Genomic DNA, 21,570 nt, shown 5'->3' on the forward strand with positions numbered 1-21,570 from the left:
GTGGAGAAAACGCCTGCGTTAGGTCATTTCGCGTACCCGGATGCAGGCTGCGTATGGTCAGCCGCATGCTGACGCGAAAATCGTAACACACTCATCGATCTGCACCATCGTGCCTTCGTACAGCGCTGAGCTTGTCTGACGATTTGCTGGAGATATCTCCCGGCGACTGTTTCGGCACGATCTTCCATAATTCGCCGTTGCCTTTGTCGGTGACGACGTATAACTCTCCCCCCGCACCCTGCCGTACATCGCGCACACGCTGGCGCCGATCGGCCAGGAGATGCTCTTCGCCCGCAACACGATCGTTGACGAGGACGAGACGTACCAGCCGCCTCTCCTTGAGGCTGCCGACAAAGAGACTGCCGCGCCATGCCGGGAAGGCATCGCCCGTGTAAAACTGCGCGCCCGAGGGGGCGATCACCGGGTCCCAGTAATAGACCGGCTGCTCGAAGCCGGGACGAGCCGTCACCGCACCCGCAATCGGCTCGCCTGAATATTCCTCGCCGTAGGCGACCAGCGGCCAGCCGTAGTTCTTGCCCTTGACGATCAGGTTCAGCTCGTCGCCGCCCCTCGTGCCGTGCTCCACCACCCAAAGCCGCCCCTCAGGATCGAAGGCGGCGGCCTGGATATTGCGGTGACCGAGCGTCCAAATCTCGGGTAGAGCATTGGGCTGGCCGACAAAGGGATTGTCTTTGGGTACCGAACCGTCCGGATGGATCCTGAGCACTTTGCCGAGATGGTTGTCGAGGCGCTGCGCATGTACGCGCATGGGCGTATCCGAACGCTCGCCCGTGGTGACGTACAGCATGCCGTCCGGACCGAAGGCAAGCCGCGAGCCATAGTGCTTGGTGCCGTCATAGGTCGGTATCGTCCGAAGGATCACTCGAACCTGCTCCAGGCTACGCCGGTCGGGCGACAGCACGCCCCGGGCGACAGTGGTGCCGTTGCCGCCCCGCCGAGGCTCGGCATAGCTCCAGTAGATTGTCCGGTCGGCCGCGAAGTTCGGGCTCAGTGCAACATCGAGCAAACCGCCCTGGCCGCGGGCGTCGACCGCCGGCACCCCGACTATCGGCGGACCCAAATCCCCTTTGGCCGAGACGATTCGCATACGGCCGGGTTTTTCGGTGACGAGCACATCGCCGCCTGGAAGCGGTTCCACCGCCCACGGCTGCTCAAGCCCAGTTGCCAATACAACAACATCAAAGGCGATATTGGATTGGACGACGCACGCACGGGTCTGCCCGGGAAATGCCGGGTGCTGGTCCTGCGCGTTCGGAGCGCGTGTTTCGAGCGGGGGACAGGCGTCCGTCCCACCCGATGTCTGTCCCCCGGCGCTACCCGCACAGGCCATCAGGGCGAGCATCGCGATAAAGGCTGCACGGCAAGTCTGCATAGGGAGCCCTCCTTGGCAACCAATTTCATTTTTTGAGACCAGCGCGAAAGCCGGAAGTGCGCCGCTCGCGAACGACGGTCGGGTGGCCACCTGAAGACCTACCCCGTGCTTCGGCTTGTTCCCGAGCGTTTTCCAGCATCCATCAACGACGTAAATGGCTTAAACATTGGGGAAAGGCAACCGGCCTGATACGACGAGATGACGGTCGCTGACGATCTCGACGGTAAAATCGGTGAGGCCGGCATTGTCCAATTGCGCTCGGATTTCGTCCGGCCGATAGGCGGCACGCAGGGAAGCCGAAAAATCCCGTTTCAGCACCTCGGGGGCGTCAGCGGCATAGTGTCGAACCAGCCCATTAAGCTGATCTTCACTCTGGGGCCGCAACAGATCCATGATGAACACCGGCGCGCCGAGCTTTCCGAAACGTTGCACGGATGTCCACAACACCATGGGATCGGCCAGATGGTGAAGCAGTGAATTCGAAATCACCGCATCGTAAGACCTCAGAGGCAGACTTGCGTCCGGTAGGTAGCCCCTGATCAGCCGGATACGGTGCTCCAATCCGGCCGAACGAAGAGCTTTACGGCCGAACCCGAGCATGGCTTCCGCCCCATCCACGCCGTCGATCCGGCAATTCGGAAAAGCACGCGCAAAACGAATAGTCACATCGGCCGAACCGCAGCCCAGGTCCAGAACTGTGCCCGTAAGAGAATCCGGAAACGCGGCTTGAAACAGAGAAACGAAATGGTCGTGAGGCTCGGAAAAATCTGCCTCCGCATAAGCTTTGGCCTGATCTTCCTCGTCCATCAGTTCCGGTTCGGGCACACGCTGCATGCTGACCTCCGCTGACCCTATGGGCTATCGGACACTATATTAACCCGTGCTCCGCGAAGGAATACGCTTCCCCATCGCCGACGATGAAATGATCGAGCACGCGAATGTCGACGAGTGATAAGGCTTGCTTGAGCCTGCGTGTGATGTGCTTGTCGGCCTCGCTGGGCTCGGCGATACCCGATGGATGGTTGTGAGCGAAGATGACTGCAGCTGCATTGAAGTGCAAGGCCTTTTTGACCACTTCCCGGGGATAGACGCTCGCCCCGTCGATGGTACCGCGGAACAGTTCTTCGAATTCGATGACCCTGTGCTGGTTGTCGAGAAAGAGAGCCGCGAACACCTCGTGGGGATAGCCGCGCAACTGGGCGGCGAGATAGCGCCGGGTCAGATCGGGACTGGTTAGCGCATTGCCGCGGCGGAGCGTCTCCTTGAGATGTCTTCGGGCCATTTCGAGTACGGCCTGAAGCAAGGCATATTTGGCGGTTCCGAGACCAGGGCTGCGGTTGAAGCGCTCGAAGTCGCTTTCCAATAGCGCCCGCAGCGAGCCGAACTCGTTCAGCAGTTCGCGAGCGAGATCGACGGCGGTCTTGCCTTTGACTCCCGTACGCAAAAAGATCGCCAAGAGCTCCGCGTCAGACAACGCCTGCGGCCCTTTTTGAAGCAGCTTTTCCCGTGGTCTTTCTTCGTCCGGCCAATCCGTGATGGGCATCGCTCCCCCCGTCCGAATAATGTGTTTCAAACCGAATCGCAGCAAAGCATAGAAGGCGTCAAGCAAACTTGCCATAATGCTGCGCCTTGATCTTTTATCCAAACCCGCAGCATTGACCCATCTCACCGACAAACAGATTCTTTTGGGCGTCACGGGCGGTATCGCCGCCTACAAAGCCGCCGAATTGACTCGATTGTTGCGAAACGCCGGCGCCTCGGTACGGGTTGCCATGACCCGCGCGGCGACGGCTTTCGTCTCCCCGCTGACCTTTCAGGCGCTTTCGGGCAATCCGGTGCACACCGATTTGCTCGATATGGAAGAGGAATCGGCCATGGGGCACATCAGTCTTGCCCGCTGGGCCGATCTGGTTCTGATCGCGCCGGCCACGGCCGACTTCATCGCCAAACTTCGGATAGGACTGGGCGACGAGCTGTTGTCGACAGTGTGCCTCGCGACCCGTGCCCCCATCGCCGTCGCTCCGGCCATGAACCAAGCCATGTGGGACAATCCGGCGACGCAAGAGAACGTACGCTGCCTGTCGGAGCGAGGCGTTCGAATCTTGGGGCCCACGGAAGGCGATCAGGCCTGCGGCGAAGTCGGCCCAGGCCGGCTGTTGGAACCGCAGCAGATTGTCGAGGAACTGAAAAGCTTCTTCGGAGGCGGTATTCTGGCCGGAGTATCGGTCCTAATCAGCGCCGGACCGACCCGCGAGCCCATCGATCCCGTGCGTTACATCAGCAACCGAAGCTCGGGCAAGATGGGCTATGCCATCGCGGAGGCCGCCGCCCGAGCAGGCGCGAAGGTCAGCCTGGTGACCGGCCCGACGGCCTTGAAAACGCCGCCGGTTAACGAGGTTACCTGGGTAGAGAGCTCCGAGGAGATGTACCGCTGCGTGATGAGCAAGGTCCCGTTCGCCGACATTTATATCGGCGCCGCGGCGGTGGCGGACTATGCTCCCGAAACGATCGCCGACCGGAAAATCAAAAAGAACCAATCGGAAATGGTGCTAAGACTGCGCAAGACCCAGGACATATTGAGCGCCGTCAGCGCTTCGCCGAAGCGCCCGTTCACCGTAGGGTTTGCCGCCGAGACCGACAACCTCGAAGACTACGCTCGAGAAAAGCTGGCCACCAAAGCGTTGGACATGGTGGCCGCTAACTGGGTCGGACGGGATAAGGGCGGGTTCGAAAACGACGATAACGCGCTTTTCGTCTGCTGGAACGGCGGCGACACCTATCTGCCTTTGGCTTCCAAGAAAACCATCGCCGAACAACTGATACGACTCATTGCCGAACGCTACCATGCGCAAAATTCAGCTAAAGATTCTCGATAAGCGCCTCGGGAACGAGATTCCCCTGCCGCAGTACGCCACCTCCGGCGCGGCCGGGCTGGATCTTCGAGCTTGTCTTGACGAACCGCTACGGCTCGAACCGGGCGAATCCAAACTGATTCCGACGGGGCTGGCTATCCATATCGAGGACCCGAATCTCGCCGCCGTACTGCTGCCGCGCTCAGGACTCGGACACAAACACGGCATCGTACTCGGCAATCTGGTTGGCCTGATCGATTCCGATTATCAGGGCCAGGTTTTCGTCTCCTGCTGGAACCGTGGAACCGAACCTTTCGAAATCCAGGTCGGTGACCGCATCGCTCAAATGGTGTTCGTGCCGGTCGTGCAGGTGGAATTCGAACAGGTCGATGAGTTCGAAGCCAGCCGAAGGGGCGCGGGAGGCTTCGGACACACCGGACAACGATAGAGTTGCCCGTCGGACGGAAGCAGTCTCAGCCACCCTATTTCCCTGGAGTCATCCGTGAAAAAGCAAGAATCCATCGAAACAAGCTCTGCTAACCACATCGCCCACGTCCTGATCGAAGCACTGCCTTACATCAAGCGCTTCAAGGGCAAGACCGTTGTCGTCAAGTACGGCGGCAACGCCATGACCGAAGACCGGCTCAAGAACAGCTTCGCCCGTGACATCGTGTTGCTGAAGCTGGTCGGCATCAACCCCGTTGTCGTCCATGGCGGCGGGCCCCAAATCGGCAATCTTTTGCAGCGTTTGGGCAAGTCCAGCGAATTCGTTCAGGGTATGCGAGTAACCGACGCCGAAACCATGGACGTGGTCGAAATGGTGCTCGGCGGCCTGGTCAACAAAGAAATCGTCAACCTGATCAACCGGCACGGCGGCTCGGCAGTGGGCTTGAGCGGTAAGGACGGCGACCTGGTACGCGCCCGCAAGATCGTGGTCAAGCAGCGTTCCCCCGAAACCGAGGAACCCGAGATCATCGACCTGGGCCATGTCGGCGAGGTCGAGAGCATAGACCCGTCCGTGGTGGACATGCTGGTGCAGGGGGATTTCATTCCGGTCATCGCGCCGATCGGCGTCGGAGCAGACGGATTTTCCTACAACATCAACGCCGATCTGGTGGCCGGCAAAATGGCGGAAGTTCTGAAAGCGGAAAAGCTAATCCTCCTGACCAACACCGCCGGTATTCTGGACAAGGGCGGAAGTTTACTGACCGGTCTGTCCTTGGCCGAAGTGGAAGACCTGATCGCGGATGGCACTATCACCGGGGGCATGATCCCGAAGGTGCGCTGCGCCATGGATGCACTCAAAGGTGGCGTCGCCAGCGTTCACATCATCGACGGACGGATCGACCATGCCGTCCTCCTGGAACTCTTTACCGATCAGGGAATCGGCACGCTCCTGGCGAGGCGTTAAAGCATTTTCATACCTACCGTACAGGCACTCGCGAGCGGCCGGGAATCTCCTCTCCAATAATCGAATCGCGAACGCTAATGGTAAATCCGGCATTAGACGCAACCCGAAAAGGGCGAGGTCCTCATCCCCAGCACTCCTCCCAGACGGAGAAGGGAGTTTAGCCTCTCTCAGAGAGGGATTGGGGTGAGCGAATTCGGAGGCTAATGGGGCATTGCGGTATTTCGGAGATTCAACTGCGGTTTTTCGGGTCACCCAGGATCGGACAAGCCGGCTTCCACGTAAGGTTTGAAGCCGGCGCGGATCTTCCGGACCTCGGAACTCGCGCAAAGCGCTTCACCGACTGTCGACGGCCAACATCGAATGTCGAGGAAAAGAATATTTTCGGTTTTGCGGTTAATGCGGGTAACGGTGACCATGAACTCTCGCTCGTCCTGAGGAGTCACCGTTTGCAGGATTCTATCGTTGTCGATGGCTAGCGGTGCGGCGGAATGCTCGAGAACATAATCGCGCGCTAGACGCCAGGCCTTGTCGCACATCTCCGCCCCAGAACAGTCGACCGCGCTGACAATCACCTCCCCAGTATCGGACTTGTCCGCAAAGTTCGGTGGCTCGAGCCACGCTTGATGCCCGGCCAAGCCGATCTTCGAATCGCTAATTGATCTGAAGCGAGCTTTCGTTTTTGCAAAGTTGTCGGCGATCGAGGCTTTTTCCTCTTCGATGCGTCTTATTTTTTCATCCTGTTGAACGATCTGTCTTCGCGCCGATTCGATCGCGTCGCGTAGGACCTTCGGAATTGCCTGCCCTTTTTTCTCCAGATCAGCAGCCCGTTTTTCGTGCCCTTCTAATAAGTCCTGTTGACGCTGTCTGTTGGCCTCGGTGACTTTGATCAGGGACTCCAGCATGTTCACTTTTCCCTGCAAGGCCAGGTCAATCTCTTCCTCACTGCGGTAAGTCTTGAGCAGCGCCATATCCCGGTCCCGCTGTTCAGCCAAGATCCGCTCCTGGTCGCGGCGCAGTTGTTTCAGGCGGTTTTCGCTTTCGATTTGCTCGGGCGACTTCGCGCCTTCGATCACTTCCACCTCACGCCCTTCGGAATCGAGCTTGGAGCGACGACGCTTGGCCTCCTCGGGCGGAACCCGATCGGAGTAATGCACCATTCCCTTCTCGTCGACCCAGCGGTAAGTCGCGGCTTCGCTGCCCATTCCGTAAGCGGCGGCCAACGCGATCCAGGCAAGACGGAAGACCTTAGAGCAAATCATAAGACGCCGAATCGGGACTGGTACTCGCGAATGGCTCGAAGCTCCGAGCCGCGATTCGTCTTCTCCAGAAATTCGAGGATATCGTGTAATGTGACGATGGAATAAATAGGCAGTTGAAATTGACGCGAGATTTCCTGCACGGCGGAAAGTTCGCCTTGTCCTTTTTCCTGACGATCAAGGGTGATCAGAACCCCGCTCGGAACGGCTCCTGCGGCCCGGATGATATCGACCGATTCCCTCACCGAGGTACCGGCCGTAATCACATCATCGACGATCAATACCGAACCTTTGAGCGGCGCTCCGACGAGCACGCCACCCTCGCCATGGTCTTTGGCTTCTTTGCGATTGAAAGCGAACGGGACTTCGTTGCCGGTTTCGAGCGCCAGCGCCATCGCCGTTGCGCAAACCAGGGGAATGCCTTTGTAAGCCGGACCGTACAAGACATCGGCCTTGATGCCGTGATGCAACATCGTCCTGGCGTAGAACCCGCCGAGCCTGGCCAAACGAGCGCCCGTGTCGAACAGACCAGTGTTGAAGAAATATGGACTGCGCCGACCGGACTTCAGGATAAAGTCCCCGAAGCGCAAAACCCCGCATTGAAGCGCGTACTCGATAAATTCCGCTTGGAATGGCTGCATGTCGGCCTGGATCCCTCTAATGTCGTTCTTCAAAAACCACCGGCGGGCGAAAGCGAACCTGATGTCGCATGCTTTTCGCCTGCATCGAAAAAAGCGTCAACTGTGTTTACTCAATGTAGCACATTGGCGGGAAGTAACTTGGTACGGTTCCAGCAAAAACCGATCTCCGCTGGTCGTTTGGTTCGACTCCTTCAACGAATTCAGCATGGGCCCGTCGAAGGGTCTTGTGGTCGACCGAAATGGGGGTTACGGGACGGCTACCCGGCGGAGCAGTTCCTGGATGACGCGATCGGACGACACGCCTTCCGCTTCGGCCTCGTAGCTCAGGATCAAGCGGTGGCGCAAGACATCCGGAGCGATGGACTGGATGTCCTCGGGCGTCACGTAATCGCGTCCATGCAGCCAGGCACGAGCCCGAGCGCAGCGGTCTAGGGCGATAGTGGCACGAGGACTCGCGCCATATTGCAGCCAGCGCCCCAGCTCTTTGCCGTAGGCACCGGGATTGCGGGTACTCAGCACCAGCTGCAGCAGGTACTCCTCGAGATTATCCGCCATATAAAGATCGAGCACTTCCTGCCGTGCTTTAAATAGGGTCTCTTGGCTGACGGATTCAAATGCCTTTTCAACGCTGACACGCCCGCGCCGAGCTTCTTCGCGCACCAGCCGCAGAATCGCACGCTCGTACTGCGCGTCCGGATAACCGATTCGGATATACAGCATGAAGCGGTCCAACTGCGCCTCGGGCAGCGGATAGGTTCCTTCCTGTTCGACGGGATTTTGCGTCGCCATCACCATGAACAGATCCGGCAGCTTGTAGGTCACGCGGCCGACGGTAATCTGGCGTTCCGCCATAGCCTCGAGCAGGGAAGACTGCACCTTGGCCGGTGAACGGTTGATCTCGTCCGCCAGCACGAGATTATGGAACAAAGGTCCCGGTTGAAAATGAAAGGAGCCGTCCTGGGGGCGATAGATCTCGGTGCCGGTAAGATCGGCCGGCAGTAAGTCCGGGGTAAATTGAATGCGATGAAAATCGCCCTCGATAGCCCGGCTCAGCACGTTGATCGCCCGGGTCTTGGCGAGACCAGGCGCACCTTCCACAAGCATGTGCCCATCCGCGAGCAGCGCGATTAGCATACGCTCGATCAGAGTATCCTGTCCGATCACTTGGGCCGCCACAAACTGGAAGAGCCGTTGCACATCCTGTTGAGCGGGCGATAAAGTCCTTTCGGAAGCCTCGTTCTCTTGCAACATGAGTAAGGTACATCCCTCGTGGGTGAGTCGAATTCGCAGGCGCTTCAAAACGAAGGATTATAATTGAAGTTACCCTCGCGCTGGGCGCAGCTTGCTTCGATTCCGGCCGTTCCGCAAATGAATAACACACCGACCGCTCCGATTTTCATCCCGCAAGGCCGACGCGCACTCGTGCTAGTCTGCACCTTGCTCGCTTCGTGCACGACCTACGATGACCGCGTTCCGCCGGTACCGCTGCCGTCGTCGAACCGTGATCATGCGGATGTGAACGGCGCGCGCGTAGCGGCGGAGGCTTATGCCGATCCCGATCAGGCCGAACAAGCGTTCGGATTCGACATCCGCGACGCCGGACTGCTGCCGGTGCGTCTCCTCATCGACAATCAAAGCACAAGCGTTGTCAGGGTCAACCCGCAGCAAACGTTTCTGATCGATCGGGAAGGCCGGGCATGGCCCCTCTTGACCGGCGAACAGGCGTATAACCGCGTGGCCAGCGCGGTCCATGTCGGTACCTTGGTCGGCAATACAAGCCGGGGCGCTGTGTGGGGCGCGAGCGTCGGTGGTTTGACCTCGTTCGCGATCGGCCTGGTCCTGGGTGGCAGTGTCGGCAGCGGACTCAGCAACAACTTGGCCGAACATGCCGCCTTCGGAGCGGGAATCGGGACATTGGTAGGCGGCGGACAGGACACTTCCGGTTTGGAAAACCAGATACGCCGAGACCTGATCGCCAAATCACTGCGCAATCAGCGATTGCAGCCGGGCGAACTGGCTTACGGCTATTTGTTCTTTCCCGGTAAAAACGAGGCGCAAAGCGCCAGAGCCTTACGTATTGGGCTGGAATTCGATGGTTACCCGGAGGTTGTCAACTTGCCGTTGAAACCGCCACGCTAGTTCCCGACCTGCCCCAGTTATTAATCATGCCCGTAAATACCCTCCTGGTATTTAGGGACCGCCGCCCGGGCCGGCCACGCCCGGCCCGGGCGCACGCGGCTTGTTGCCGCGCCGGGGCATCCCCGCCCCGGATTTAACCCGGCCGATATTTGTAGGCCGGGTTAATTACGGCCTATGGCACGGTAACCGATGTCGGTGCGGTAATACATGTTTTTCCAGCGGATTTTTCTCGCTTGTTCGTACGCTTTCCGCTGAGCATCCCGGACGGTATTGCCCAAGGCGCACACGCAGAGTACGCGTCCGCCGGCCGTGACGATCTTGCCGTCCGAGCGCGCTGTACCCGCATGAAAAACTTTGGTATCGGGCTCCTCCCTTTCCGGTAATCCCTCGATTTCGTCGCCCTTGCCGTAATCGAACGGATATCCCCCTGCCGCTAACACCACACCGAGCGCGGCTCGCTCATCCCATTCGGCACCGATCGGGCTCAAGCGTCCTTCCAATGCGCCGAGACACAGATCCACCAGATCGCTCTTGAGCCGCATCATGATCGGCTGGGTCTCGGGATCGCCGAAGCGGCAGTTGTATTCCAACACCTTAGGCGTGCCTTCAGGCGTGATCATCAATCCGGCATAAAGAAAACCGGTATAAGGAATGCCGTCCGCAGCCATCCCCCGCAGCGTGGGCTCAATCACGTCCTTCATGATGCGCTCATGGATCTCCGGCGTCACCACCGGGGCCGGCGAATACGCGCCCATGCCGCCGGTATTGGGGCCACAATCCCCATCGTCGCGCGCCTTGTGATCCTGCGACGTCGCCATGGGAAGAACGTCCAGAGCGCTAGCCATGACGATAAAGCTCGCTTCCTCGCCCCTCAGGAATTCCTCGATCACGACTCTGTGACCGGCCGAACCGAATGCATTGCCCGAAAGCATATCGGTCACGGCCGCTATCGCCTCGTGTTCGGATTGCGCGATGACCACGCCCTTACCGGCGGCCAAGCCGTCCGCCTTGATCACGATGGGCGTACCTTTTTTCTGGATATAGGCAACCGCCTCGTCCAGCGCCGTAAACGTCCGGTATTCCGCGGTCGGAATACCGTGACGCGCTAGAAAATCCTTGCAAAACGCCTTGGACCCCTCGAGCCGCGCGGCAAGCCGGGTAGGCCCGAAACACTTGAGTCCCTCCGCGCTGAAGGCGTCGACAATGCCGGCAACCAAAGGAGCCTCGGGTCCTACGATGGTGAGATCAATGGCCTGCTCCTTAGCGAAGGCCAATAAGGCCGGAATATCCTCGGCCGCAATCGGACGATTTTCCACTTTCGGCTCGGAAGCCGTTCCGGCGTTACCCGGCGCTACGAAAATCTTGTCTACCTTGGGAGACTGCGCCGCTTTCCACGCCAAAGCATGCTCCCGGCCGCCGCTTCCGACAATCAGTACTTTCATGTTCTTATCGCATTCAATTCAAAGGATGGACTAAAGACTCGTAAAAACCCGCAATACCATTGAGAACGAATTGCGCCGCGAGCGCCGCCAACACGATGCCCAGCACCCGGGTCACGATGTGTACCTTGCTTTCGCCCAGGTACCCGGTAACGATTTCACTAACGTACAACAGCAACCACGTGATCAGATAAATCACGGCAATCACGCCGGCCAGCATGGCCAAACGGCGCGGGTCGCCACCGGCTCTATTCGCGAGCAGCAGAACCGCGGTAATGGTGCCGGGGCCAGACAGCAAAGGAATCGCGAGCGGGAAAATCGCGATATCTTCACCGGCAGCACGCTTTTCCTCGACTTTCGGCGCCTGAAGTCCGGCGCGCCGGCCGAACAGCATGGGTATCGCCGTCAGGAACAGTAGAATACCGCCGCTGATCGCGAAGGCGTGCACGGTCACACCGAGATACGCGAGCACATGGTGGCCGGCCAACAAGAAAAACACGGTTACGCCGAAAGCGATGAGCACCGCGCGGGTCAGAGTTCCGCGCCGCTCTCGCTTCCCCAACCCCTGAGTCAAGGCAATGAAAATCGGCGCCGCACCCGGCGGATCGACGACCACGGCCAGCGTCAGAAATGCCGTCAGCGCAAACTGAAACAGGTTTTGGTCCATTACCCGTTCGGCCGGGCTTGAATGGACGTCAGAAATTTGATCCCGCCGCTTCCGCAGATCACATAACGGATTTTCAGGCGATTTCCCGGCGTGAACAGCTTCGGCAATTGGGATCTTTTGTCTTCCGGAACGCTGTCCACATCCAAATAATACTTACCGGTCACACCTTTCTCGTCAGTCAAGAAAACGCCTTCTTCGTAGGCCTCGAAGATATCCTTTCCGCCTATTTCCTTGACGATCACCTCGTGGGCGTTCGTTTCGACTTCGCAGCCTAACCCGCCCTGCCCTGCAACCGTGATTTCAACCACAGCCGGAGTTTCCACCTGCGGCTCCGGAACAGGCACTCGGCCGGGTTCCTGTCGAGCCGGAGGAACCGGCGGAATCGCATCCTCGCTAGGGGGTTTTCTGCCGATCACGAACAGAACGGCCACAATGAGAACGACCAGTACGACGGCAATCACCACCGCCCACCGGGACAATTTAATCTTCGGCACTCGTTGCTTATCCGGCTCCATATCTCATCCCTTCTATCCGTCAAATGCACTCTCGAACCCAGAAGACGCCGGCTAAACCCATGGGGAACTACACATCAGAAATTGCCGACATCCAAGCGAACAGGCTTGTTTGGGGGGAAATCGACACGCACAAATTCGAAGGTCATATACCTGCATCGATCAGCATCGCCTCGAATCTCGCCGGCGAAAACCCGGTCATCCGTTCTTTGCCGATCAGGATGACAGGCACGGCTCTGCCGCCGAGCCGATCGAACTTCTCCCTGGCAAACCGGGATTTTTCGATATCGAGCTCCTCGAAAGCGATGCCGTGACTCGCCATATACGCCTTGGCCTTCCGGCATACACCGCACCATTCGGTGGTGAAGATCGTTACTTTCTGCGATGCAGCCGAGTCTCCGACCGGCGAAACTTCGGCTGGGCCAGCGTAAGAGTCGATCTCGACGGTTTCGATCTTCGTGCTGTTCCCGTTGTTTGCACGGCTGTCGGTATACATCACCTTGCCATCGGGACCGATGAGCTTGTAAACCTCCGCATTGCCTACCGGAACAAAACCAAGGACAAAAAACATAAACGCAAAGAACAAGCTTTCTCTCACACTCTCTTCCCGGTAAACAGCGGGTTATTGGCATTGCCTATAGCCGCAAACCCTTTCGCTCGACGCCAAAACGGTTGAAGGGACAGCGCTCCGGGACCGCCTAACTGATGGCGACCTGTCTCTCGCCTCTCACCCCTGTTGAAAGGCGTGGAGCCGCACTTCATCCGCGCACGCCTAGTCCGCCACCGTCACTACGACTGTGGTGAGCAGATTCAGCGGATACTGCTGAAGGCGGAACCTAATGGCTACCTCTACTCAGTGACTTCGACGCTCAGCTTAACGGACCTTACCCATAATCGCTACATACAAAGCAAATGATCCACTCGCTGCGGTTTGAGTGGGCAAAGCGCGAGGCAGACTTGCCGCTTGGCGCAACAAAGCAGCGAGTGCAACCCCATAGCCCAACACGAACTCGCCCTTGATCCGCATAGCTTGGAAAAGCCATGCCATAACCCCGATAACTGAGCGGCGAAACCGGACGTGAAGTAGGCTCCAAAGCCGGCGTCCAGCACAGAGCTAATGGATCGGGTGGGATGCCTCGCTGATGCCAGTGTGGCGTCTTGCTCATCGGCTATCGGTTTGTTCGAACCCCTGCCAACGGCGAGCTTTTCGATCAGGGCTCGCTGGAACGGATTTATGAGGCAACCCTGTTCCATTCGATGCGCCGCCTGCGCCAGTGGGTATCGATGGCTTGGGTGAAGTCCACGCGGATCAGCTTAGCGCGGGCTTCGCACCATTCCGACGATTCGCGGCGGATCACCACGCCTTCCAAGGGACCTTTGCGATAGCGGCTAGTGGTCGAATTGACAAGCGCCTCGAGCGCCTTCAGGGTGGTTTTACCGTGGAATAGCTGCGGTACGACCATCAGACCTGCCTGCATGGCCAAGGCATTGCGACGCGCAGTATTCCAAAATTTACCGACCTTCCGGTCATACACATCGAATACCACGAACCAATCCGGCAAAGCGGTGTAATCCAGCGAGTGTCGGGCGGCGCACCATTCGCCGAATACGATCAAATCCCGGTTTAACACGGAACGCAGCGCCTCGCCATGTTGCATCAACCAGGCCGGTAGGCGAGCGAACTGACCGGCGTGAGGTTCGGCCAAATATTGCCCGCGGTTCTGAGCCCGTAAGCTACCATCTTCAGCAAACGAAAGGCCGAGATTGGCCCCATCGAGCTTTTCTTCCACGACCACTTCATCGGACAGTAGCGCCTCGACCTCGGAGGGGGACAGCACCTTATCGTCGCGCGGAGTACCTTGGCCTAACCAGGCGATATGAGGAGTATGGGGAAAGCGGAAAAAGTCAGTCATGAATTAAGCTTCCGGCAGCTCAGGGTCTGGTTTATGTGGGAATTTTTTGCGGTAAAACTTGCATGTGTCGTCCGGGCAAAGAAATTCGACGCGCACACCCTTTTCCTTCAAAGCTGGCCACCAATCCACCCATTTGCAATCCGCTGCCTGCCAGACTGGCGGTTTATCGGGATGGGCATTTGCCACGGCTGCGAACTTGCGGTCCGGAGCATCGAAGCGGGCTTGCAAGGCCGGATCGGGAAACTCGACAAATTCATCTGCCGCCATTTCTGTCAGACTGACCAGCTCGACGCGTGCCGCGTTCCCTAAGTTTCGTAATAACCACTTCAGGAACACATCACCTGGCCCTTTGGGCTGATTGGGGCGCGTTTTGTTCTGGTACTCGTGCAAGATGCGATAACCGTCATCCACTACCGTTATGCCATTCTTCTGAATGGCGGATAGGCGATTTACACATTCCGTCACGCACTCCGGGGACACGTCGTTGTGCTTTCCGTTTGCGACGAGGAGCACATTCGTATCGATAACCGCCTTCATCATGCGCCGCTGTTCTTGCTAAGCTCGCGCTTGCGCTGCATCGCCGCCAGTGTTCGAGCGGAAATATCGGCCATCTCATCTCCAAAGAAATTTTCCGGCCAATTTTCGATTTCACCATATTCATTGAGTTGTAGCGGTTCCAGTACCGTTGCAGCATCGACTCGGCGGCAAAAATAGACCGCCACGTTATCTGGCGATATAGCGCCTTCCGCCACTCGGCGCTGTAAGCGATTGAGGAAGTGCTCGGAGTGGCTCTCGATAATCAGCTGGGCTTGGCGTTCCTTGCCATTCTCACGGGCTTGGACAGCAGAAATGAATACGTCGGCCAGTTCGGCCTGTAGCTGCGGATGGAGATGGATTTCCGGCTGTTCCATCCAGACCGTGGAATGGGGAGGACAATAGAAAGCCTGTACCAGCGCCGGTAATACCTGTGAGACGCCGAAACCGACATCGGTGATTTTAACTTCGGTCGCTCCGGCATCGGTCTTGACCAACACCTCGAATTCCTTGCGTCCTTCAGCGACCGCCCTAACGGCGAAGCTATCGACAATGCCTAAGTCTTTCAGCCACTGCGCTACAAACTCATCGAATCGATATTGGCGCTTTTTCGGGCCGCGATTGAGCATCCGTCCTTGCGCACTGGCCGCCAGAATCGCGGCAACGGCGAACTCACCTTTCTGCCCTACGCTTTCCGGGGTTTCCCCCGACCAAGAGTAAATCCGCTTTGGGTATTCGCGGAGCGGACCGAGGTAATACACGGTGCTCAGCGCCGCCTCGGTTTGCCACGCGAAGTCGGATAAAAATTCCGCATTCTGAAAGCGTGCGCGACTGTAATCGGAGATTCGATAAAACTTATCCGGTTCATCCAACGGCCAGGCGCGCCCGGCGTTCCGCACAAATTTGTATTGGGGAGATTCGATCTGCCATTTCCCTTTTTCGTCGCACAAATACTCTACCGTCAGCACTTCCTGCTGCTCTTGCAGCAGCTCATAGGTCAGTTGCTGAACACGTGGTTGTTCGCGCTGATCTGCCCGCATGTCGACTTTGAGGCGTAATTCATTGCCCGAGAATTTCTCGGAGCTCACGGAATCTTTTACATCCAGCTTGCCGGGCAACTTCCAGCCCAACTCGAAACGCAACGGTTGACCCAGATCGTGCTTATAGAGGCATTCAGCAAAGGTACCCAAGTCGATCAACGAGTTTTCATCACCCAAATGAAGCGGGCGTTTCCGATCCGCCGACAACACGGTTTGTTTCAGCGCCAGCAGCAAATGCCCCAGGCTGCTTTTACCCGCACTGTTGGCGCCGAAAATCACCGTCAGGGGGGCCAGGCGAATCGACCCCGTCTCCTTCCAGGCTTTGAAATTGTTGATACGAAGCCTAGTCAGCATCAGTGTAAGTCTCCGTTATGTAATCGGTCTCGCCCCACTAGTGTCAGGCCTACGAAACAGGCGGGAAGATGGTCCCGCCTGTTTCGTAGGCCCGGCAGTCCTTGATCAGTCTTCTTTAAAGCCATTCTTCGACGAAGAAGCGTGACAAAGCAACTTCCTACATGGTCGTAGCCGGAACATCTTCGAAACAACATCTGTCTCAAGTTAAAACTCCGTCAAGGAAGAACCCCGTGTTCACCGGCGGACCGCTCCCAGCGTTCGGGCGCCTTGAATCCCTTCTGCTCCGGCGGAAAAACAAGGCAAGGAGGCTTAACGTGAACCGTTTCGTTTTATCGATACTGCTTTCTTCGATTCTCGCTGCAGCCATTGCTCACGGAGATGGCGAAAACCCTTTACCCCTTCGCTTCGGCGCCGTTTTCGGCAGTTCTGGGGAAATACCCGTTCAGACGGATGCCTCGATGTGGGGTCAGGCGGGTTTCGCATTTGATCGGGAAGAAGCGGCGATGGTGTTCGTCTTGACGCTTACGAACGGCGCAAATGTCACCGGCGTGCAGCTGCATTGCGGCACACTGGACACGTTTGGCCCGGCAATCGTCCCTCTTTTGAACTTCCTCGAAGGCAGTTGGAACGGCACACTTCAAGTGCAGGCGACGGTCACCGAAACCAGCATCCTGCGGGGGGTGGATTGTTTTTCCACGATTGGACGAAACATCGTCACGCTTCCGGATCTGGCAGCGTCCATGAGAGACGGTAACATCTTCGTGAATGTCACTTCAGCCGCTTTTCCCGACGGTGAAATTCGGGGACAGGTGCAAATTACGTCAACCGATTTGACTTTCCTGGCACCGCCCGGAACGATCGATTCCGCGGCTAGAGTACCGCTACAGATCGGCGGAGAGTCCGGCGCCTTCGTCAGAATTGTGACCGAATCTCCCGCGACCGTGATCTCGCAGCCTTCGGCTTTCAATCCGCCGCTCCGAGAATTTCCTTCCTCGAGTTTCAATCCACCCTTGAGAGATAGGACGAGCTTTCCATCTCCGGGCTTCAATCCGCCTTAGAACACCAATGCTCGATCGTCCATGCTATCACCATACAATGGGTTCTAGAGGCGTTCTTGCGCTCAGCTACGTGAGGCGAATACGACGACCGGCGTTTGCGTCTGCGCGAGCACGAAACTTACCGGGTATTGACGATTCGGCTCCGCGAGGGCGGCGGTGAACACTTCCGCCTTTTTGGCGCCTCCGAACTGCAGATAGACTCGCCGCGCATGCAAAATCCACGGCAGGGTCATGCTCATACGCTCGGTCGGCGCCACCGCACCCACTTGAGCGAGACAGGGGGGCGTATCGGCGATCGAAGCCCCGAGCGCCAAACCAGCGTCCAGGTTCGGGCTCGCCGGGAACAGCGAGGCCGTGTGGCCGTCGTCTCCCATGCCGAGAATCAGCGCCGCGAACGGCAAGGGTAGGCTTTTGAAGGTGGCCGCCAATTTCGTTTCTGCGTCTTGCGCAGTGGCGTCGCCGGTATAGAGCGGCACGAAGCGAGCCGCTGCGGCGCGGCCTTGTAGCAGATGCGCTTTGACCAGGGCAGCGTTGCTGGCTGAATCAGTCTCTGGTACCCAGCGCTCGTCCACTAGCGTGACGACGACGCGAGCCCAGTCCAAGTCTTCTTCGCGGAGAGCCTCGAACACCGGCACCGGCGACCGACCCCCCGATACCGCCAAAGCGGCCTCGGCCCCGGACTGTAGAGCCGCGCGCAAGTCGGCAGCCACTGCTGAGGCAAGAGCCGGTGCGAGACTCGCGTTATCGTCGAACCATCGAATGTCTACCATCGTTTGTTTCAATCCTCGTCGTGCCAGCCGAAACCGTCACGGGAAAGCAGCTCGGAAGAGGCTGCCGGCCCCCAGGTTCCCGCCGCATAAGGTTTCGGGCCGCTTGGGTCGGCGGCCCAGGTGTTCAGAATCGGCTCGACCCAACGCCAGGCCAGTTCCAACTCGTCCTGACGCACGAACAACGCCTGGTTACCGCGGATGGTGTCGAGCAACAAACGTTCGTAAGCCTCGGCCCGGCGGCGGCCTTTAAATTTTCCGGCAAAGTCGAGATCAAGCGAGACCGGCTGAAGTTCCATCGAATCACCCGGTGCCTTGGCATTGAGATACAGACGAATATATTCGTCCGGTTGCAGACGAATGACCAGCTTGGATGGCGCGCGCGAACCGCTGCTCGGTAAGGGGAAGATATGGTGCGGGACATCGTGGAAATGGACCACGATTTCGGCGAGGCGGGTCGGTAGGCGTTTGCCCGTGAACAGATAAAACGGTACCCCGGCCCAACGCCAGTTGGCGATCTCCGCTTTGATCGCCACAAAGGTCTCCGTCGTGCTATCGGGCGGGATATTGCCCTCCTCCAAATATCCTTTCACTTGACGGCCGCCCACGACGCCCGCCCGGTATTGGCCGCGCACGGTCTTGGTCAAGACGTCTTCCGGCGTGAACGGTACCAGACACTCGAGCACCTTGAGCTTTTCGTTGCGGATCGCGTCCGAATCGAGACTAGCCGGCGGCTCCATCGCTACAAAACACAGCAATTGCAGCAAGTGATTTTGGACCATGTCGCGCAAGGCGCCGGTTTTGTCGTAGAACCCGCCGCGGCTGCCGATGCCTACGTCTTCAGCGATCGTGATCTGAACATTGCTGATCCACATGCGCCGCCATAACGGTTCGAACAGCGAGTTGCCGAAACGCAACGCCATCAGGTTCTGCACCGACTCTTTACCGAGATAATGATCGATCCGGTAGACCTGTTTTTCGTGGAAAAAGCGGTCCACATCCGCCGTGATCGCGTTACTCGACGCCAGGTCGTGTCCCAGCGGCTTCTCCAGAACCACACGGCTTCTCGGACCGTTCAGTCCTTGCCGCGTCAGATTGCTGCAAATCGTCGCGAACAGGAAAGGCGCGGTAGATAGATAAAAAACAGTCACTTCAGCGGGAGTCCGCTTCAGCGCGGCCTTCAGCGGTACGTATTGCTCCGGCTGGGTGGCATCCAGCTTCATGTAGGTCAGGCGCGAAAGAAACGTCCCCCATGCGGTATCGTCCCAATCCCCCTCGGGCACGAACTGCCTAACCCTGTCGTCCACCATGGCGAGAAATGCATCTTGCGTCAGGTCCAAGAGATCGAGACAGAAGATGTGGCCCGATTCCACCAGGCGGCCGGTTCTATGGCACTGGTACATCGCCGGCAACAACTTGCGCGTGACGAGATCACCGGCGCCGCCGAAAAAAACCAGGTTGAACGATTTGGGAAATGGGAGCTGACTCACCGATGAATCCTCTTGATAAAGATCGTGCCGATTCTGGCTCGGCCGAGCTCGTAATTTATGGAACCCGTACTCGGAAAACTCGGATGAAAAAACCTTGCAATACTACTCGCCGCCCGTTTGACTGTCCAGCAGGCCTCAGGGCCGGAGACCGTATTTTCTTGACACGGTTTTGCGGCTTGGATTAAATGTGGCCCCCATGCCCTTTTGCGGGGCACGGCCTTGCCCATCACCGAGGCAACCCAACAGGACCGCTGCTTCAGCCGAATCATATGTCTCTACACCCCACGTTGCTCACCGTTACCGAGCGCATCCGCGCTCGCAGCCAAACCAAGCGTCAGGCCTATCTCGAGCGCATGCGACGCGCCCGCCAAGAGGGCGCAGAGCGCACCCGAATCGGATGCACCAATGTGGCGCATGCCTACGCGGCAATGCCGGCGCATGACAAACTGGTCTTGAAGGCCGCCTCGGCTCCGAATATCGGCATCGTGTCGGCGTACAACGACATGCTGTCCGCACATCACCCGTACGAGCAATACCCCGCCATCATCAAGTCCGAAGCTCGCGCCTCGGGAGCGACCGCACAAGTCGCGGGCGGCGTCCCGGCCATGTGCGATGGGGTAACGCAGGGTCAAAGCGGAATGGAACTCTCTCTGTTCTCGCGCGACGTGATCGCGATGGCCACCGCGATTGCCCTTTCACATCGCGTGTTCGACGCCAACCTGTTCCTGGGCATCTGCGACAAGATCGTTCCGGGGCTTTTGATGGGCGCGCTGCGTTTCGGGCATCTGCCCGCCATTTTCGTGCCCGCCGGCCCCATGGCGTCCGGGATACCGAACGCTGAGAAAGCCAAAGTGAGGCAGTTGTTCGCCGAAGGCAAAGTGGGCCGCGAAGCCCTGCTCGAATCCGAAATGGCGTCGTATCACAGTGCCGGAACTTGCACCTTCTACGGCACCGCCAACAGCAACCAGATGCTGATGGAAATCATGGGCCTGCAACTGCCCGGATCCTCTTTCGTGAGCCCCGGCACCGAACTTCGCGAAGCCTTGACCCGCGCTGCCACTCGTCAGGCGATTCGCCTCGCCGAGGACAAATCCTCTCCTAGACTCTGCGACATCGTAGACGAACGCACCATCGTCAACGGCATTGTCGGTTTGCTCGCGACGGGCGGTTCGACCAACCACACGATTCACCTGATCGCGATCGCACGGGCTGCGGGAATTGAAATTAACTGGGACGACTTCAACGATCTGTCGGCGGTCGTTCCCCTGTTGGCCCGCGTGTACCCCAACGGCAAAGCGGACGTCAATCATTTCCACGCCGCGGGGGGCATGGGTTTCCTGATTCGCGAACTGCTGGATGCGGGGCTTCTGCATGAGGATGTCAAAACGATCCTAGGAGAGGGACTGCGCCGCTGGACGGAAGAACCTTGGCTGGACAACGGCCAACTGGCATTTCGCCCGGCCAGCGAAAAGAGCCTGGACACCACGGTACTGGCGCCGGTGAGCGAACCCTTCAGCCCGGACGGCGGGCTACGCCTGGTCACCGGAAATCTGGGCCGGGGCGTCATCAAGGTTTCTGCGGTCGCACCGGAAAACCGGGTGGTACGCGCCCCCGCCATCGTATTCGACGACCAGGAAGACTTGATCGCGGCTTTCAAACGGGGAGAACTGGAGCGGGATTTCGTTGCCGTCGTCCGCTTCCAAGGCCCCCGCGCGAACGGCATGCCGGAGCTCCATCAGCTCACCCCTTCGCTCGCGGTCCTGCAGGAACGCGGCTTCAAGGTCGCCCTCGTCACGGACGGGCGTATGTCCGGCGCGTCAGGCAAAGTCCCGGCCGCGATTCACGTGTCGCCCGAGTGTGTAATGGGAGGGCCGCTTGCCAAAGTACGTGACGGTGACATGCTGCTGCTCGATGCCGTCGAAGGCCGCCTTCAAGCCGAAGTCCCGGCCGCCGAATGGGACAGCCGCGAAGTCGCGACCGCCGACCTTTCCCGCAACCAGTTCGGCTGCGGAAGGGAGCTGTTTACCGGACTGCGGCAACTCGCCGACACGGCGGAACGGGGCGGAATAACCTTCCAGTTCGATGATTAAGAGCCCCGGAACCA

21 protein-coding genes are annotated in these 21,570 nt (G+C 58.5%); 6 read left to right on the top strand and 15 right to left on the bottom strand.

Annotated elements, in window-relative coordinates:
• Positions 1 to 91: 91 nt before the first annotated feature.
• From QEN43_RS10230 to radC, 3 genes are all read right to left on the bottom strand, one after another.
• Entirely contained in the window at positions 92 to 1,189 is a 1,098-nt protein-coding gene (locus tag QEN43_RS10230) for a PQQ-dependent sugar dehydrogenase (RefSeq protein WP_317964058.1), read from the bottom strand.
• Between the two features lie 363 nt (positions 1,190 to 1,552).
• On the bottom strand, positions 1,553 to 2,227 hold the full coding sequence (locus QEN43_RS10235; protein WP_026611556.1) for a class I SAM-dependent methyltransferase: 675 nt from the start codon (positions 2,225 to 2,227) through the stop codon (positions 1,553 to 1,555).
• A gap of 34 nt (positions 2,228 to 2,261) precedes the next feature.
• Positions 2,262 to 2,936 (bottom strand): RadC family protein, encoded by a 675-nt coding sequence (gene radC / locus QEN43_RS10240; RefSeq protein ID WP_026611555.1) that lies wholly within the window; start codon positions 2,934 to 2,936, stop codon positions 2,262 to 2,264.
• A 76-nt stretch (positions 2,937 to 3,012) separates the two neighbouring features.
• On the opposite strand from radC, the gene coaBC reads away from it, so the two are divergent.
• From coaBC to argB, 3 genes are read left to right on the top strand one after another with little or no spacing between them, the layout of a single operon-like run.
• Positions 3,013 to 4,269, top strand: coding sequence for a bifunctional phosphopantothenoylcysteine decarboxylase/phosphopantothenate--cysteine ligase CoaBC (coaBC, locus tag QEN43_RS10245; protein ID WP_156912874.1), 1,257 nt, complete (start codon positions 3,013 to 3,015; stop codon positions 4,267 to 4,269).
• Positions 4,238 to 4,693, top strand: a complete 456-nt coding sequence (gene dut / locus QEN43_RS10250) for a dUTP diphosphatase (RefSeq protein WP_026611553.1) — start codon at positions 4,238 to 4,240, stop codon at positions 4,691 to 4,693. Before coaBC ends, dut begins: the two co-directional genes overlap by 32 nt.
• Before the next feature lie 54 nt (positions 4,694 to 4,747).
• Entirely contained in the window at positions 4,748 to 5,656 is a 909-nt protein-coding gene (argB, locus tag QEN43_RS10255; RefSeq protein ID WP_026611552.1) for an acetylglutamate kinase, read from the top strand.
• Positions 5,657 to 5,904: 248 nt separating this feature from the next.
• Here argB and QEN43_RS10260 read toward each other — a convergent pair whose 3' ends face one another.
• The 3 genes from QEN43_RS10260 to QEN43_RS10270 all read right to left on the bottom strand — a co-directional run bounded on the left by QEN43_RS10260 (position 5,905) and on the right by QEN43_RS10270 (position 8,804).
• The gene (locus QEN43_RS10260) at positions 5,905 to 6,915 is read right to left on the bottom strand and encodes a DUF4124 domain-containing protein (protein WP_051331966.1); all 1,011 of its coding nucleotides are present in this window, start codon (positions 6,913 to 6,915) and stop codon (positions 5,905 to 5,907) included.
• Entirely contained in the window at positions 6,912 to 7,553 is a 642-nt protein-coding gene (pyrE, locus tag QEN43_RS10265) for an orotate phosphoribosyltransferase (protein ID WP_026611551.1), read from the bottom strand. The genes QEN43_RS10260 and pyrE overlap by 4 nt, the downstream gene beginning before the upstream one ends.
• Positions 7,554 to 7,799: 246 nt before the next feature.
• A complete protein-coding gene (locus QEN43_RS10270) occupies positions 7,800 to 8,804 on the bottom strand; it encodes an AAA family ATPase (RefSeq protein WP_026611550.1) in 1,005 nt (334 codons plus the stop codon).
• A gap of 117 nt (positions 8,805 to 8,921) precedes the next feature.
• On the opposite strand from QEN43_RS10270, the gene QEN43_RS10275 reads away from it, so the two are divergent.
• Positions 8,922 to 9,692, top strand: coding sequence for a hypothetical protein (locus QEN43_RS10275; protein ID WP_051332132.1), 771 nt, complete (start codon positions 8,922 to 8,924; stop codon positions 9,690 to 9,692).
• 161 nt (positions 9,693 to 9,853) lie between these two features.
• Here QEN43_RS10275 and purD read toward each other — a convergent pair whose 3' ends face one another.
• From purD to QEN43_RS10310, 7 genes are all read right to left on the bottom strand, one after another.
• Positions 9,854 to 11,134: a phosphoribosylamine--glycine ligase gene (purD, locus tag QEN43_RS10280; protein WP_026611548.1), complete on the bottom strand. Its 1,281-nt coding sequence runs from the start codon at positions 11,132 to 11,134 to the stop codon at positions 9,854 to 9,856.
• A 13-nt stretch (positions 11,135 to 11,147) separates the two neighbouring features.
• Positions 11,148 to 11,798 carry a MarC family protein gene (locus QEN43_RS10285; protein WP_026611547.1) on the bottom strand — a complete coding sequence of 217 codons (651 nt, stop codon included), beginning with the start codon at positions 11,796 to 11,798 and terminating at the stop codon, positions 11,148 to 11,150.
• Positions 11,798 to 12,292 carry a hypothetical protein gene (locus QEN43_RS10290; protein WP_156912873.1) on the bottom strand — a complete coding sequence of 165 codons (495 nt, stop codon included), beginning with the start codon at positions 12,290 to 12,292 and terminating at the stop codon, positions 11,798 to 11,800. The genes QEN43_RS10285 and QEN43_RS10290 overlap by 1 nt, the downstream gene beginning before the upstream one ends.
• Positions 12,293 to 12,455: 163 nt before the next feature.
• Positions 12,456 to 12,908, bottom strand: coding sequence for a glutaredoxin domain-containing protein (locus QEN43_RS10295; RefSeq protein ID WP_156912872.1), 453 nt, complete (start codon positions 12,906 to 12,908; stop codon positions 12,456 to 12,458).
• 634 nt (positions 12,909 to 13,542) lie between these two features.
• Complete coding sequence (locus QEN43_RS10300; protein WP_026611545.1) at positions 13,543 to 14,223, bottom strand: RNA ligase family protein; 681 nt, start codon at positions 14,221 to 14,223, stop codon at positions 13,543 to 13,545.
• Positions 14,224 to 14,226: 3 nt separating this feature from the next.
• Entirely contained in the window at positions 14,227 to 14,763 is a 537-nt protein-coding gene (locus QEN43_RS10305; RefSeq protein ID WP_026611544.1) for a hypothetical protein, read from the bottom strand.
• The gene (locus tag QEN43_RS10310; protein ID WP_026611543.1) at positions 14,760 to 16,151 is read right to left on the bottom strand and encodes a DUF3696 domain-containing protein; all 1,392 of its coding nucleotides are present in this window, start codon (positions 16,149 to 16,151) and stop codon (positions 14,760 to 14,762) included. The genes QEN43_RS10305 and QEN43_RS10310 overlap by 4 nt, the downstream gene beginning before the upstream one ends.
• A 314-nt stretch (positions 16,152 to 16,465) precedes the next feature.
• Between QEN43_RS10310 and QEN43_RS10315 the strand changes: the two genes are divergently transcribed.
• Positions 16,466 to 17,209 carry a CHRD domain-containing protein gene (locus tag QEN43_RS10315; RefSeq protein WP_317964059.1) on the top strand — a complete coding sequence of 248 codons (744 nt, stop codon included), beginning with the start codon at positions 16,466 to 16,468 and terminating at the stop codon, positions 17,207 to 17,209.
• 62 nt (positions 17,210 to 17,271) lie between these two features.
• On the opposite strand, the gene pgl is transcribed toward QEN43_RS10315, so the two are convergent.
• Entirely contained in the window at positions 17,272 to 17,979 is a 708-nt protein-coding gene (pgl, locus tag QEN43_RS10320) for a 6-phosphogluconolactonase (protein WP_026611541.1), read from the bottom strand.
• A gap of 8 nt (positions 17,980 to 17,987) precedes the next feature.
• Positions 17,988 to 19,466, bottom strand: a complete 1,479-nt coding sequence (gene zwf / locus QEN43_RS10325; RefSeq protein WP_026611540.1) for a glucose-6-phosphate dehydrogenase — start codon at positions 19,464 to 19,466, stop codon at positions 17,988 to 17,990.
• A gap of 269 nt (positions 19,467 to 19,735) precedes the next feature.
• On the opposite strand from zwf, the gene edd reads away from it, so the two are divergent.
• Entirely contained in the window at positions 19,736 to 21,556 is a 1,821-nt protein-coding gene (gene edd, locus QEN43_RS10330) for a phosphogluconate dehydratase (protein ID WP_026611539.1), read from the top strand.
• Positions 21,557 to 21,570: the final 14 nt, after the last annotated feature.

It is taken from the genome of Methylocaldum szegediense (assembly GCF_949769195.1).
Taxonomy (GTDB): Bacteria; Pseudomonadota; Gammaproteobacteria; order Methylococcales; family Methylococcaceae; genus Methylocaldum; species Methylocaldum szegediense.

What these genes read in the sequence shown, in the direction of transcription:
- QEN43_RS10235 (WP_026611556.1), bottom strand. Translation starts at nt 2,227, where the DNA reads ATGCAGCGTGTGCCCGAACCGGAACTGATGGACGAGGAAGATCAGGCC.
- radC (WP_026611555.1), bottom strand. Translation starts at nt 2,936, where the DNA reads ATGCCCATCACGGATTGGCCGGACGAAGAAAGACCACGGGAAAAGCTG.
- coaBC (WP_156912874.1), top strand. Translation starts at nt 3,013, where the DNA reads ATGCTGCGCCTTGATCTTTTATCCAAACCCGCAGCATTGACCCATCTC.
- dut (WP_026611553.1), top strand. Translation starts at nt 4,238, where the DNA reads ATGCGCAAAATTCAGCTAAAGATTCTCGATAAGCGCCTCGGGAACGAG.
- QEN43_RS10260 (WP_051331966.1), bottom strand. Translation starts at nt 6,915, where the DNA reads ATGATTTGCTCTAAGGTCTTCCGTCTTGCCTGGATCGCGTTGGCCGCC.
- pyrE (WP_026611551.1), bottom strand. Translation starts at nt 7,553, where the DNA reads ATGCAGCCATTCCAAGCGGAATTTATCGAGTACGCGCTTCAATGCGGG.
- QEN43_RS10270 (WP_026611550.1), bottom strand. Translation starts at nt 8,804, where the DNA reads ATGTTGCAAGAGAACGAGGCTTCCGAAAGGACTTTATCGCCCGCTCAA.
- QEN43_RS10275 (WP_051332132.1), top strand. Translation starts at nt 8,922, where the DNA reads ATGAATAACACACCGACCGCTCCGATTTTCATCCCGCAAGGCCGACGC.
- purD (WP_026611548.1), bottom strand. Translation starts at nt 11,134, where the DNA reads ATGAAAGTACTGATTGTCGGAAGCGGCGGCCGGGAGCATGCTTTGGCG.
- QEN43_RS10285 (WP_026611547.1), bottom strand. Translation starts at nt 11,798, where the DNA reads ATGGACCAAAACCTGTTTCAGTTTGCGCTGACGGCATTTCTGACGCTG.
- QEN43_RS10300 (WP_026611545.1), bottom strand. Translation starts at nt 14,223, where the DNA reads ATGACTGACTTTTTCCGCTTTCCCCATACTCCTCATATCGCCTGGTTA.
- QEN43_RS10305 (WP_026611544.1), bottom strand. Translation starts at nt 14,763, where the DNA reads ATGATGAAGGCGGTTATCGATACGAATGTGCTCCTCGTCGCAAACGGA.
- QEN43_RS10310 (WP_026611543.1), bottom strand. Translation starts at nt 16,151, where the DNA reads ATGCTGACTAGGCTTCGTATCAACAATTTCAAAGCCTGGAAGGAGACG.
- pgl (WP_026611541.1), bottom strand. Translation starts at nt 17,979, where the DNA reads ATGGTAGACATTCGATGGTTCGACGATAACGCGAGTCTCGCACCGGCT.
- edd (WP_026611539.1), top strand. Translation starts at nt 19,736, where the DNA reads ATGTCTCTACACCCCACGTTGCTCACCGTTACCGAGCGCATCCGCGCT.